General features: G+C 54.5%; 11 protein-coding genes. 9 read left to right on the forward strand and 2 right to left on the reverse strand.

All coding sequences use genetic code 11. The annotated features are described in order from the left end of the window. Window positions 1–294: 294 nt before the first annotated feature. Window positions 295–4,257, forward strand: coding sequence for a trifunctional transcriptional regulator/proline dehydrogenase/L-glutamate gamma-semialdehyde dehydrogenase (gene putA, locus CU081_RS19735; RefSeq protein WP_022650765.1), 3,963 nt, complete (start codon window positions 295–297; stop codon window positions 4,255–4,257). Between the two features lie 51 nt (window positions 4,258–4,308). After that, window positions 4,309–4,704 (forward strand): lysozyme inhibitor LprI family protein, encoded by a 396-nt coding sequence (locus tag CU081_RS19740; protein WP_022650764.1) that lies wholly within the window; start codon window positions 4,309–4,311, stop codon window positions 4,702–4,704. Here CU081_RS19740 and rutR read toward each other — a convergent pair. Then, window positions 4,701–5,339, reverse strand: a complete 639-nt coding sequence (rutR, locus tag CU081_RS19745; protein ID WP_022650763.1) for an HTH-type transcriptional regulator RutR — start codon at window positions 5,337–5,339, stop codon at window positions 4,701–4,703. The two genes, CU081_RS19740 and rutR, sit on opposite strands and share 4 nt — an antisense overlap. Before the next feature lie 433 nt (window positions 5,340–5,772). On the opposite strand from rutR, the gene CU081_RS26645 reads away from it, so the two are divergent. Together CU081_RS26645 and CU081_RS26915 are read left to right on the forward strand one after the other, a co-directional pair. Then, window positions 5,773–6,027: a GNAT family N-acetyltransferase gene (locus CU081_RS26645; RefSeq protein WP_229289434.1), complete on the forward strand. Its 255-nt coding sequence runs from the start codon at window positions 5,773–5,775 to the stop codon at window positions 6,025–6,027. A 429-nt stretch (window positions 6,028–6,456) separates the two neighbouring features. Next, window positions 6,457–6,630, forward strand: coding sequence for a VOC family protein (locus CU081_RS26915; RefSeq protein ID WP_015570867.1), 174 nt, complete (start codon window positions 6,457–6,459; stop codon window positions 6,628–6,630). Window positions 6,631–7,563: 933 nt separating this feature from the next. Here the strand turns inward: CU081_RS26915 and CU081_RS26180 are convergent. Continuing rightward, the gene (locus tag CU081_RS26180) at window positions 7,564–8,304 is read right to left on the reverse strand and encodes a hypothetical protein (protein ID WP_123839385.1); all 741 of its coding nucleotides are present in this window, start codon (window positions 8,302–8,304) and stop codon (window positions 7,564–7,566) included. Between the two features lie 1,443 nt (window positions 8,305–9,747). Here CU081_RS26180 and rutA point away from each other — a divergent pair. From rutA to CU081_RS19785, 5 genes are read left to right on the forward strand one after another with little or no spacing between them, the layout of a single operon-like run. Further along, entirely contained in the window at window positions 9,748–10,839 is a 1,092-nt protein-coding gene (rutA, locus tag CU081_RS19765; RefSeq protein WP_022650759.1) for a pyrimidine utilization protein A, read from the forward strand. Continuing rightward, window positions 10,839–11,528 carry a pyrimidine utilization protein B gene (gene rutB / locus CU081_RS19770; RefSeq protein ID WP_003858095.1) on the forward strand — a complete coding sequence of 230 codons (690 nt, stop codon included), beginning with the start codon at window positions 10,839–10,841 and terminating at the stop codon, window positions 11,526–11,528. Before rutA ends, rutB begins: the two co-directional genes overlap by 1 nt. An 11-nt stretch (window positions 11,529–11,539) precedes the next feature. Beyond that, entirely contained in the window at window positions 11,540–11,926 is a 387-nt protein-coding gene (gene rutC / locus CU081_RS19775) for a pyrimidine utilization protein C (protein ID WP_022650758.1), read from the forward strand. Window positions 11,927–11,933: 7 nt separating this feature from the next. Next, complete coding sequence (gene rutD, locus CU081_RS19780; RefSeq protein WP_022650757.1) at window positions 11,934–12,734, forward strand: pyrimidine utilization protein D; 801 nt, start codon at window positions 11,934–11,936, stop codon at window positions 12,732–12,734. A gap of 9 nt (window positions 12,735–12,743) precedes the next feature. Next, window positions 12,744–13,334: a malonic semialdehyde reductase gene (locus CU081_RS19785; RefSeq protein ID WP_039268799.1), complete on the forward strand. Its 591-nt coding sequence runs from the start codon at window positions 12,744–12,746 to the stop codon at window positions 13,332–13,334. Window positions 13,335–13,337: the final 3 nt, after the last annotated feature.

The raw sequence follows: 13,337 nt of genomic DNA on the forward strand, positions 1-13,337 counted from the left end.
ACGATTTAACACTGCATTTACATGAATTTCATCACTGGTTTTATACGTCTTTCCTATAGGTTGCACTCGCTCACGCTTTTACGGGTTGCACCTTTAAAAAGTGTTAAGCACCGCATAAAAACTGGGCTCAGAAACGGCCGCACGTTCTTTTTCACAGCTAACTAATCGTTAACAATCCATTCATTTTCCAGCTTGCAGACCAGGTCACATTTAACACGGTTGCACAAAGTTGCAACATGGTGGATATTTCACGCTATCAACAGAACGCTATTACAGAACAACAGGAGTTTTGGCATGGGGATGACCACCATGGGGGTTAAGCTGGATGACGCTACCCGCGAACGGATTAAAACCGCTGCGACCCGCATCGACCGCACACCGCACTGGTTAATCAAGCAGGCGATTTTTAACTATCTGGAAAGACTGGAGAGTGAAGAAGGTCTGCCGGAGCTGCCTGCCCTGCTGGCGGGCGCAGCGAACGAAAGCGAAGAAGCCGCGACGGCCGTTGAGGAGAACCACCAGCCGTTCCTCGAATTTGCCGAGCAGATCCTGCCGCAGTCCGTCAGCCGCGCCGCCATTACCGGCGCCTACCGCCGTGCCGAAACCGACGCCGTGCCGATGCTGCTGGAGCAGGCGCGCCTGCCGGAAGCCGTTGCCGCTCAGGCGCACAGCCTGGCGTATCAGCTCGCCGACAAGCTGCGTAATCAGAAAACCGCCAGCGGACGCGCCGGTATGGTGCAGGGTCTGTTGCAGGAGTTCTCCCTCTCCTCGCAGGAAGGCGTGGCGCTGATGTGTCTGGCGGAAGCGCTGCTGCGTATTCCGGATAAAGCCACCCGCGATGCCCTGATCCGCGACAAAATCAGCAACGGCAACTGGCACTCCCACATTGGCCGCAGTCCGTCGCTGTTCGTTAACGCCGCCACCTGGGGCCTGCTGTTTACCGGCAAGCTGGTCTCCACCCATAACGAAGCCAACCTGTCGCGCTCTCTGAACCGCATCATCGGCAAGAGCGGCGAGCCGCTGATCCGCAAGGGCGTGGACATGGCGATGCGCCTGATGGGCGAGCAGTTCGTCACCGGGGAAACCATTGCCGAAGCGCTGGCGAACGCCCGCAAGCTGGAAGATAAAGGCTTCCGCTACTCCTACGACATGCTGGGTGAAGCGGCGCTGACCGCCGCCGACGCGCAGGCCTACATGGTATCTTACCAGCAGGCGATCCACGCCATCGGTAAAGCGTCCAACGGTCGCGGTATTTATGAAGGCCCGGGCATCTCCATTAAGCTCTCCGCCCTGCACCCGCGCTACAGCCGCGCGCAGTACGACCGGGTGATGGAAGAACTCTACCCGCGCCTGAAGTCCCTGACCCTGCTGGCGCGCCAGTATGATATCGGCATTAACATCGACGCCGAAGAGGCGGACCGTCTGGAGATCTCCCTCGATCTGCTGGAAAAACTGTGCTTCGAGCCGGAGCTGGCGGGCTGGAACGGGATTGGTTTCGTTATCCAGGCCTACCAGAAACGCTGCCCGTTCGTCATTGACTACCTGATTGACCTGGCCAGCCGCAGCCGTCGCCGCCTGATGATCCGTCTGGTGAAGGGCGCCTACTGGGACAGCGAAATCAAACGCGCCCAGATGGAAGGTCTGGAAGGCTATCCGGTCTATACCCGCAAGGTCTACACCGACGTCTCCTACCTCGCCTGCGCGAAAAAACTGCTCGGCGTGCCGAACCTGATTTATCCGCAGTTCGCCACCCACAACGCCCACACCCTGGCGGCGATCTACAGCCTGGCGGGTCAGAACTACTATCCGGGCCAGTACGAGTTCCAGTGTCTGCACGGCATGGGCGAACCGCTGTACGAGCAGGTGACCGGTAAAGTGGCCGACGGCAAGCTGAACCGTCCGTGCCGTATTTATGCCCCGGTAGGTACTCACGAAACTCTGCTGGCCTACCTGGTGCGTCGTCTGCTGGAGAACGGGGCGAACACCTCCTTCGTTAACCGCATCGCCGATACCACCCTGCCGCTGGACGAACTGGTGGCCGACCCGGTACAGGCCGTTGAGAAGATGGCGGCGCAGGAAGGCCAGATTGGTCTGCCGCATCCGAAGATTGCCCTGCCGCGCGAGCTGTATGGTGCAGGTCGCGTCAACTCGGCGGGTCTGGATCTCGCCAACGAACACCGTCTGGCCTCGCTCTCTTCTGCCCTGCTTAACAGCGCATTGCAGAAGTGGCAGGCCAGGCCGATCCTTGAGCAGTCCGTTGAGGACGGTGAAATGCAGCCGGTGATCAACCCGGCAGAGCCGAAGGATATCGTCGGCTACGTGCGCGAAGCCACGGAAACGGAAGTGGAGCAGGCCCTGGAGAGCGCGGTGAACAACGCGCCAATCTGGTTTGCCACCCCGCCGCAGGAGCGTGCCGCCATTCTGGAACGCGCGGCGGTTCTGATGGAAGATCAGATGCAGCAGCTGATCGGCATTCTGGTGCGTGAAGCGGGTAAAACCTTCAGCAACGCCATCGCCGAAGTGCGCGAGGCGGTCGACTTCCTGCACTACTACGCCGGTCAGGTGCGCGATGATTTCGACAACGAAACCCACCGTCCGCTCGGCCCGGTGGTGTGTATCAGCCCGTGGAACTTCCCGCTGGCGATCTTCACCGGCCAGATTGCCGCGGCCCTTGCCGCAGGCAACAGCGTGCTGGCAAAACCGGCAGAGCAGACCCCGCTGATTGCCGCCCAGGGCATTAACATTCTGCTGGAAGCGGGCGTACCGGCGGGCGTGGTGCAGCTGCTGCCAGGGCGCGGTGAAACGGTCGGGGCCAAACTGACCTCCGATAACCGCGTACGCGGCGTGATGTTTACCGGTTCTACCGAAGTGGCCTCCCTGCTACAACGCAACATCGCCACCCGTCTGGATGCGCAGGGCCGTCCTACCCCGCTGATCGCTGAAACCGGCGGCATGAACGCCATGATCGTGGACTCCTCCGCACTCACCGAGCAGGTCGTCGTTGACGTGCTGGCCTCTGCCTTCGACAGCGCGGGCCAACGCTGTTCCGCCCTGCGCGTACTGTGCTTACAGGATGACGTGGCTGACCACACGCTGAAGATGCTGCGCGGTGCGATGGCGGAATGCCGCATGGGCAACCCGGGCCGTCTCACTACCGACATCGGGCCGGTGATCGACGCGGAAGCCAAAGCCAACATTGAAAACCACATTCAGACCATGCGTGCAAAAGGCCGTCCGGTGTTCCAGGCGGTGCGCGAGAACAGCGAAGATGCCCGCGAGTGGCAGACCGGCACCTTCGTGCCGCCAACGCTGATTGAGCTGGCAAGCTTCGACGAGCTGAAAAAAGAGGTCTTCGGCCCGGTACTGCACGTGGTGCGCTACAACCGTAACAACCTCAACGAGCTGATCGATCAGATCAACGCCTCCGGCTATGGCCTGACGCTTGGCGTGCATACCCGTATCGACGAAACCATTGCCCAGGTGACCGGCAATGCCAAAGTCGGCAACCTGTACGTTAATCGCAACATGGTTGGCGCGGTCGTGGGCGTGCAGCCGTTCGGCGGTGAAGGCCTCTCCGGCACCGGTCCGAAAGCGGGCGGCCCGCTCTACCTGTACCGTCTGCTGGCTAACCGCCCGGAAAATGCGCTGGGCGTGACGCTGGCGCGTCAGGACGCGGAATATCCGGTGGATGCGCAGGTGAAAGCCGTGCTGACCCAGCCGCTGGACGCGCTGATTAAGTGGGCTGATAATCGTCCTGAGCTGCGTGCGATTGCACAGCAGTACGGCGAGCTGGCGCAGGCGGGAACACAGCGTCTGCTGCCGGGTCCTACCGGCGAGCGCAACACCTGGACGCTGATGCCGCGCGAGCGTGTGCTGTGCGTGGCGGATAACGAGCAGGATGCGCTGGTGCAGCTGGCAGCCGCAACGGCAACGGGCTGTGAGGTGCTGTGGCCGGAAGATGCCCTGCATCGCGACCTCGCCAAACAGTTGCCAAAAGCGGTCTCGGCCCGCATTCGCTTTGCGAAGGCCGATGCCCTGCTGACCCAGCCGTTTGACGCGGTGATCTACCACGGTGATTCCGACCAGCTGCGCGAACTATGTGAGCAGGTGGCGGCCCGAAGCGGTGCCATCGTTTCCGTGCAGGGCTTTGCGCGCGGGGAAACCAACCTGCTGCTGGAGCGTCTGTACGTTGAGCGCTCGCTCAGCGTCAACACCGCGGCGGCGGGGGGTAACGCCAGCCTGATGACAATCGGCTAACGCTGTGCTAATAAGGCTCCGGAGACGGAGCCTTATTTTATTGGGGAGTGTATGAAACGATATCTTATCGCAGGCGCAGCACTGCTGCTCAGCGTCAGCGCGCTGGCCGACGAGTGCGACAAAGCGACCACCCAGACAGAACTCAGTGCCTGTGCGGCAGAGCAGTACCAGGCTGCGGATAAAAAGCTCAACCAGACGTACCAGGCCGCCATCAAACGCGCGGCAGCCCCTCAGCGCGACCTGCTGAAAAAGGCGCAGCAGGCGTGGATCGCCCTGCGTGACGCAGACTGTAAATTGATGGGTTCAGGAACCGAAGGTGGCACTATTCAGCCGATGATTATCAACCAGTGCCTGACGGAGAAAACAGCGGAGCGCGAAGCCTTTCTGGCCTCGTTGATGCAGTGTGAAGAGGGCAATTTAAGCTGCCCTTTCCAACCGGCTGATTAACGCACACGGATCCCTTCGATAATCATCCGCTGCACGTTATCCAGCGTACTTTGGAAAAACGCCTCGTCCTGGAGCGTTTTACCGGTCACCGCCTCGACCTGGGCCGCGAAGTCAGCGTAGTGCTGGGTTGAGGCCCAAATCATGAAGATCAGATGATGCGGATCGACGGTCGCCAGTTTTCCGCTGGCGACCCATCCGGCAATAATGGCCGATTTATCGTCCACCAGCTGCTTTAGATCTCCCGTCAGCTCCGCCTGCAACAGCGGCGCGCCCTGCAACATCTCCAGGCAGAACAGCCTGGATGCCTGCGGGTAATCACGCGATACCTCCAGCTTCAGGCGTATGTACTCCTCTATCGCCACCAGCGGGGCCAGCTCTTCGCGAAATGCCTTGAGAGGTGCCAGCCAGATATCGAGGATCTGCTGCATCACCGCGATATAGAGCGCCTCTTTTGACGGGTAGTAGTAGAGCAGATTGGTTTTGGATACCCCGGCCTGCTCCGCCACCTGCTCAAGGCGCGTACCGTGAATACCAAACTGCGAAAATGTCTCCAGCGCAGCGCTGAGGATCGCCTGTTTCTTGGCGCTCACCGCCTGCGAACGTTTACCGGGTGTTTTCACTGCGCCTTGTGTCATTTTCGCTCTCCTTATTGGTTTGCCATAGCATAGCAAAAGCCCTGCTTTCTCTCGACATTTTGGGGAGCGGGGCTGCACCAAATCAAAAAGGAAAATGTACGGACAGGTAGACTTAACAGCCCACTTATATTACAAATTTGATATCACTTTTTTCTCGTTAAGTAAGGGCTTTTCCCATGCCTTTAGTCATACGACAAGCAACATTAGCCGATTCAGTATTACTAAAAGAGCTTGGCTATCGCATCTATCCAGCGCACTTTAAGCATATGTGGCAGTCAGAATCAGGATTGTATAATTATTTGGAATGTGAATATTCTCTTCCTGTTATTGAGCAGAATATTAATGACAAAACATAAGCTGGTATATAGCGGAAATAGATCAGCCGATTAGTTTTGCGAAGCTGACATGGCAAGCGACTATCCCTAATACAGACATTAGTGGTGTTCTTCTTGACAAACTCTACCTTGCCCCAACTAAAACGAATCAGCATTACGGTCAATTAATGTTTAAAAAAGTCATAGATCTTGCCCGAAGTGATGGAAAAAAATTTTTATGGTTGGAGGTTCTCGAGCAAAACGAACATGCTCATAGATTCTATAAAAAGCAGGGAATGCAATACATCAGCGACATCGTTTTTGAAACAGAGTCACAGCGGAGCATACTCAAGATAATGGGGATGTGTATATAACGTCCGATTTTCGCTCACAGCGGACCTTCGGTGCTGGCTGCATCGTGTCAGGAGTGGACCTTACAAATATCAGCGCGAGAATCAATAGAGAACAAACATACCAGCTCTGGGAGAGATCGTTTCACACAGGTAAAGAACAGACGCAATCACCAATTCTTATACCAAATCCAACCTCACCCGATGGTTTAATGTTTTACTGTTATTCTTCTTTGCTGACGAGAGTAAAAAATGATTGACCACACCGGATTCAACGTCATAAATCTTGAAGACAGTAAGTAATGTTACACAAATGTTCTTGCCAGTCTTGGTCATGTTATCCGGCTTGAATTTCCGGGCAAGGCGGTAGGTTTTGGTCCCGCCCAACTCGATGAAGGGCAAGATCCTGGCGGTGCGTTCTGGTTAACACAGGGAACTCCCTCCACACCCCGAATGCATCTTGCCTTCAATGCAAAAAACAAAGAGGATGTTGAGGCATTCCACCGTGTCGCCCTCCAGGCAGGTGGAAAAGATAATGGTGCGCCGGGTTACAGGCCCCATTATCACCCTGGATATTACGCCGCGTTCATCCTTGATCCTGATGGGTACAATATAGAGGCGGTTTAACACGAGACGCGATAGTCGCTAATATACTTCCCCAATGCTGATAGACGATCCTGCGCAAATATTCAGGCAGGATCATCTGACGGGTGGTATCAGTTCAGTAAAAGCGTTGGTCAATTAATGCGTTTGGCATAATTACTTTCTCTGTATCATGAAAAGCGCTTACATCATTTCCTGTATTTCCGTTCCTCTGCTCATAGCAGCCGGTCAACTACCGTGATTTCTGAAGGTGTATCGGCTGTTATTTTACATAAATGGACGGAACTTCCTGTTTGTCAGGGTGACACGGAAAAGGACACAGGCGATACTTATCCTGGAAGATCGAGAGCTGACTGCTTTAGATTACAACAAAACTGGTCTGAAATATTGCTGAAATGGCGCGTTCCGGGTCTGAATCCCAGAAAATTGGCCCACGAAGCACCACGGTAGAAAACCCAGTTTTGCAGTATGGGGGATTATTATGGCTGAAGTCGTAGCTCGTTTTTTGTCCTCGCTAACGCTGCGGGAGTTTCGTCGTTAAATGCCTCCCATGCTCTGACGGATATAGACAGAACAGTCTGAGCATCCCGAGGAAGCAGATATTACAATGAAAGGATCAGTGATGTATAATCAATGATGCCAAAATTAACCGTGTTTTTTGTGGTATGGAGACTGCCTGCTCTGGCTTTTCTTCTTTTGGTTTTTATGGTTTTAAAATACGAGTCCGGTCTTGGGAAAATCTCACTAGCAGCATTTATTTGTTTAGTTGCAGTTGTTTTATATAGGATATTTTTGAACTGATATGTTATCAGTCCCAGTGGATATAAAATGCTGTATGTCCAAGTGATTGCGGAGAATTAAAAGAGTGAAGAAAAGACGGCTGGTGCGGCTCGATGGCTGCATCCAGCTCTTATTGGGAGTGCATCTAGTGGGATCGCATGATAGATGATTTTTTAATCAACATTGCGAGTAGTGGTTATAAATATCCCGTCCTCCCTTCTGCGATAGTTTGAAAACATTACCCGGTTCATTACACATGCGACTTTCATAAAAGTTATCCGTTGTTATATTATGTAAACAGATAAGTCGTGTTCCATAGGTAATATCTTCGCGATCACTAGGAATTACTTCGTGTTCCGGTCCATACCAATATAGTTTGGCTTTATCGCCCTTTGCAATAAATGGAGCTGGATCACCAGAAGCCTCCTTATACTCAAATGTAAATTTTTCTCCATCACAAACCATATTCACCATGCATTTTGTATAACTTGTACTATAAGACAAATCTGAACCAGTATTGGGCTCGTATACAGTTACTTTTCTTCTCTCCCGGTATACAGAGTCTATTGTAACTATTCTTCGGTTGAGTTCCTTAGGTAATCTTAGGTTTAGCTCGTAATCTTGTTTATGCTGGCAACTTTTTGATAAGTTTGTCACAGAGGAAAATAAATCTTTTTCTTGCATAAGGTTTTTTCGCATCAAACCTCGAAATTGAATGAATTCATCTGAGTATGTATGACAAAAATTAAGGAGTGTCAGGATAAAACCAAACAAACTTAGTAATAAAAATGGGACATAACATACAAATATATCAGTGCTAGATGAGTAATACGCACCTATAGAAAGTGTACATAAAATCAGACCAAGCAATACAGCTAAAGATGCAGATTTACCACGATTTCTTTCAGTGTCCATCATTCTGAACTCGATGCAATCGCAATCTCCTAGCCAGCATATCCTATAGCTATTAGGTGATATTTTATATACAATGATATAAAGATCGCTGTTTTTGGGAATGCATTCAATGGAATTAAAATTTGGTGTGACTGGTCTCAGATCGTAGTAACTTAAATAATAGTAGAACTCATTGTAGGTGATTCTTACGTATGAGGCATTGTTACCTTTCTCATCACACATTCTGTCGATTTTTACTTTGTCAAAAGGCAACCTGAGGCATTTATACATATCTTTGCGACCTAAATTATGTTTGATGTTTATGTCCTGGCACAAATTATAGAAGAAACAGGTCATGAAAACAATTCATACACATGATACATGGATTTGTGAAATATATTTACATGGTGAATTTCCCATTACCTGAAATTGGACAGAACAACCTGAACGTCCAAACTGGTGATTGCTCCGAACCGTTGAATTCACAGCCAGCAGCGGGCTTTTAGTTGTTGTCAATGGGAGGGTATTTCAGCAAAATGAGGTTACCTTTAAACACGGCAATGTTTTATGCAGTCTCCAACTATTAAATCTAGCTCCGGCAGGAGTTACTAACTCATAGAATAAAGGATGCACGGGATCGGATTATGCGTACTCATAAACAGAATAAGCCTCGTAAACTGTATTGCAGCGTCAACACGACTACGCGGCACCATTCTAATAATCCAGGTGCTGAATATTGCTGGGAACGTAATCGTAAAAGAGTCGGGGATGAACTACTGGCCAAGCGCGAGTCAATACATGGCGGACAGAAGCATGGCCGAGACTACACACCATTGTTTTATTTTCTGATCAAAAAGATTGGCAAATCGTGGAATGAAATATTCAGCGAAGTATGTGGACGTCTTGATACCACCGAGCCTGTATTCTGGTTGGTCGCGCTACATGAGCATCAGCGAAGGGATTTATTCTGCATTGGCGAAAGCAGTTTTTATCCGGGTCTGTTTGTTGATGAGAATGGAATTCTGCAAGAGGTAAATACTTCAATCACGATAAAGGATGTTAAGGTGACTTGCCGCTGCTGCACACACACACTTATATTGGAGAATCTGTACCCTGGATAGATTGAATAACAACACCTTTTATCCTGCCACGGGTGCGGCCCTCATCAGCAACGAGAGCGATTACTAACTTTTGCTTTTTGCTCAATGCGGACGACCCGCTCCCCAATCCCTTACCGCCCCTGCACCGCCATCGCGCACCGTTGCCTGTTTGCGTGCATCTATTTTGACCATTTAGTCCACTTTATTTGCACTCTATTCACCAACCTTGCGTTAACACATTAACAATAAAGCCCTTTTAAAAACTGGCATCCCCTTTGCAAAACCCTTTTCACGAGGCTGAACAGGATATGCAGGATGCAGCGCCACGTCTGACTTTCACCCACACAGAGATGAAGAGAGGTTCGTGATGAAAATTGGCGTATTTGTACCGATCGGCAACAACGGCTGGCTTATCTCGACCACTGCCCCGCAATACATGCCGACCTTTGAGCTGAATAAAGCCATCGTGCAGAAAGCGGAGCACTACCACTTCGACTTTGCCCTCTCGATGATCAAGCTGCGCGGTTTCGGCGGTAAGACCGAATTCTGGGACCACAACCTGGAGTCCTTTACCCTGATGGCGGGCCTGGCGGCGGTCACCTCGCGGATCCAGATCTACGCCACCGCCGCCACCCTTACCCTGCCCCCGGCGATCGTGGCGCGGATGGCTTCCACCATCGACTCCATCTCCGGCGGGCGCTTTGGCGTTAACCTGGTCACCGGCTGGCAAAAGCCGGAGTACGAGCAGATGGGGATCTGGCCGGGGGACGATTACTTCTCCCGTCGCTACGACTACCTGACTGAATATGTGCAGGTGCTGCGCGATCTGTGGGGCACCGGCAAAAGCGATTTCAAAGGCGATTTCTTCACCATGAACGACTGCCGCGTCAGCCCGCAGCCGTCGGTGCCGATGAAGGTTATCTGCGCCGGGCAGAGCGACGCGGGAATGGAATTTTCCTCGAAATACGCCGACTTCAACTTCTGCTTCGGTAAAGGCGTTAACACCCCTGCCGCCTTCGCGCCCACTGCGGCACGCATGAAAGCGGCCGCCGACAAAACCGGGCGCGACGTGGGCTCCTACGTGCTGTTTATGGTGATTGCCGACGAAACCGATGACGCCGCGCGCGCCAAATGGGAACGATACAAGGACGGCGCGGATGACGAAGCGCTGAGCTGGCTGACCGAGCAGAGCCAGAAGGATACCCGCTCCGGCGCGGACACCAACGTTCGCCAGATGGCCGACCCGACGTCTGCCGTCAATATCAACATGGGCACCCTGGTTGGCTCGTATGCCAGCGTCGCCAGAATGCTCGACGAAGTGGCTGCCGTGCCCGGCGCCGAAGGCGTACTGCTGACCTTCGATGATTTTCTCACCGGCGTGGAAACCTTCGGCGAGCGCATTCAGCCGCTGATGCAGTGTCGCGCCCACATCCCTGCCGTGACGAAGGAGGTGGCGTAATGACGACCCTCAACGCTCGCCCGGAAGCCATTACCTTTGACGCGCAGCGCAGCGCGCTGATCGTGGTGGATATGCAAAACGCCTATGCCAGTAAAGGCGGGTATCTGGATCTGGCCGGGTTTGACGTCTCCACCACGCAGCCGGTGATCGAGAACATTAAAACCGCCGTGCACGCTGCGCGCGCTGCGGGCATGCTCATCGTCTGGTTCCAGAACGGCTGGGACGACCAGTACGTCGAGGCTGGCGGTCCCGGCTCACCCAACTTTCACAAATCCAACGCCCTGAAAACCATGCGCCAACGGCCCGAACTCCAGGGCACGCTGCTGGCGAAAGGCGGCTGGGATTATCAGCTGGTGGATGAGCTGGTACCGGAAGCCAGCGATATCGTACTGCCGAAACCGCGCTACAGCGGCTTTTTCAATACCCCGCTCGACAGCCTGCTGCGCAGCCGGGGCATTCGTCATCTGGTCTTTACGGGCATTGCCACCAACGTCTGCGTGGAGTCGACCCTGCGCGACGGCTTTTTCCTCGAGTATTTTGGCGTGGTGCTGGAAGACGCTACCCATCAGGCCGGGCCGGATTTTGCCCAGAAAGCCGCCCTGTTCAATATCGAAACCTTTTTTGGCTGGGTCAGTAACGTCAATGATTTCTGCGACGCGCTGGATCCCCCGCTCGCCCGTATCGCATGAGGAGAACCGCTATGCCGAAATCCGTGATTTTTCCGCCGGGCACCAGCACTCCGATTGCCCCCTTCGTTCCCGGCACCCTCGCCGACGGCGTGGTGTATGTCTCGGGCACGCTGCCATTTGATAAAGACAACAACGTGGTGTTTATCAACGACCCAAAGGGGCAAACCCGCCACGTGCTGGAGACGATCAAAACCGTGATCGAAACGGCGGGTGGTACGATGGAGGACGTGACCTTCAACAGCATCTTTATCACCGACTGGAAAAACTACGCCGCGATTAACGAAATCTACGCGGAGTTTTTCCCGGGCGATAAACCGGCGCGGTTTTGCATCCAGTGCGGGCTGGTAAAGCCGGACGCGCTGGTTGAAATTGCCACCGTTGCGCACATCGCGAAGTGAGGCCGCCATGAAACTGTCCATTTCCCCGCCCCCCTTTGCGGGCGCGCCCGTGGTGGTACTGATTGCCGGGCTCGGCGGCAGCGGGAGCTACTGGCTGCCTCAGCTCGCCGTGCTGGGGCAGGAGTATCAGGTGGTGTGCTACGACCAGCGGGGCACGGGGAATAACCCGGATACCCTGCCGGAAGACTACACCCTCGCACACATGGCCGACGAGCTTGCGCTGGCTTTAGCCGAGGCCGGGATCGCCCGTTACTGCGTGGTCGGCCACGCGCTGGGGGCGCTGGTCGGCCTGCGGCTGGCCATCGATAAGCCCGACGCCCTCACCGCGCTGGTCTGCGTCAACGGCTGGCTGACCCTCAATGCCCATACCCGCCGCTGTTTTGACGTTCGCGAACGTCTGCTGCATGCGGGCGGCGCGCAGGCGTGGGTAGAGGCACAGCCGTTGTTCCTCTACCCGGCAGACTGGATGGCCGCCCGTGCCCCGCGGCTGGAGGCCGAGGACGCGCTGGCGCTGGCCCATTTTCAGGGCAAAGCCAATCTGCTGCGCAGGCTGCATGCGCTGAAGCAGGCCGATTTCAGCCGCCACGCTGCACGCGTTCGCTGCCCCGTGCAGATTATCTGTTCCACCGACGATCTGCTGGTGCCGTCCGTCTGTTCTGATGAACTGCACGCCGTACTCCCGCACGCCCGTAAAACGGTCATGCGTCAGGGCGGGCATGCCTGCAACGTGACCGCGCCGGACAACTTTAACACTCTGCTGCTGAACGGGCTTGCCAGCCTGCTGCACAGCCCAGAACCCGCTTTGTAAGGAGTTTGAATGAGCGAAGCCATCACGCACGCCGCGCTGGAAACGCTGTTTACCGGCGCACGTACCCATAACGGCTGGCTGGATATACCGGTCAGTGACGAGACGCTGCGCGAGATTTATGACCTGATGAAATGGGGGCCGACGTCCGCCAACTGCTCCCCGGCGCGCATTGTGTTTGTGCGAAGCCCGGAAGGAAAAGAGAAGCTGCGCCCGGCGCTCTCCAGCGGCAACCTTGAGAAAACGCTCACTGCCCCGGTCACGGCGATTGTCGCCTGGGACAGCGAGTTTTATGAGCGCCTGCCTGAACTGTTCCCGCACGGCGATGCCAGAAGCTGGTTTACCGCAAGCCCCGCGCTGGCGGAAGAGACCGCCTTTCGCAACAGCTCAATGCAGGCCGTGTACCTGATTTTCGCCTGCCGCGCGCTCGGGCTGGACACCGGGCCGATGTCGGGTTTTGACCGGGAAAAAGTGGACGCGGCATTTTTCACGGGCACGCTACTCAAAAGCAATCTGCTGATTAACATCGGCTATGGCGATACGACCAAACTGTACGGACGCCTGCCGCGTCTGGCCTTTGACGATGCCTGCGGGCTGGCGTAAGGA

Origin of the sequence: Enterobacter sp. CRENT-193 (assembly GCF_002787395.1) — a bacterium.
GTDB classification, from domain to species: Bacteria; Pseudomonadota; Gammaproteobacteria; order Enterobacterales; family Enterobacteriaceae; genus Enterobacter; species Enterobacter hormaechei_C.

Excerpts from the sequence above, each read along its gene's own strand:
- CU081_RS19740 (WP_022650764.1), top strand. The coding sequence starts at position 4,309 with ATGAAACGATATCTTATCGCAGGCGCAGCACTGCTGCTCAGCGTCAGC.
- CU081_RS26915 (WP_015570867.1), top strand. The coding sequence starts at position 6,457 with ATGCATCTTGCCTTCAATGCAAAAAACAAAGAGGATGTTGAGGCATTC.
- CU081_RS26180 (WP_123839385.1), bottom strand. The coding sequence starts at position 8,304 with ATGATGGACACTGAAAGAAATCGTGGTAAATCTGCATCTTTAGCTGTA.
- putA (WP_022650765.1), top strand. The coding sequence starts at position 295 with ATGGGGATGACCACCATGGGGGTTAAGCTGGATGACGCTACCCGCGAA.
- rutB (WP_003858095.1), top strand. The coding sequence starts at position 10,839 with ATGACGACCCTCAACGCTCGCCCGGAAGCCATTACCTTTGACGCGCAG.
- rutR (WP_022650763.1), bottom strand. The coding sequence starts at position 5,339 with ATGACACAAGGCGCAGTGAAAACACCCGGTAAACGTTCGCAGGCGGTG.
- rutD (WP_022650757.1), top strand. The coding sequence starts at position 11,934 with ATGAAACTGTCCATTTCCCCGCCCCCCTTTGCGGGCGCGCCCGTGGTG.
- rutA (WP_022650759.1), top strand. The coding sequence starts at position 9,748 with ATGAAAATTGGCGTATTTGTACCGATCGGCAACAACGGCTGGCTTATC.
- rutC (WP_022650758.1), top strand. The coding sequence starts at position 11,540 with ATGCCGAAATCCGTGATTTTTCCGCCGGGCACCAGCACTCCGATTGCC.
- CU081_RS19785 (WP_039268799.1), top strand. The coding sequence starts at position 12,744 with ATGAGCGAAGCCATCACGCACGCCGCGCTGGAAACGCTGTTTACCGGC.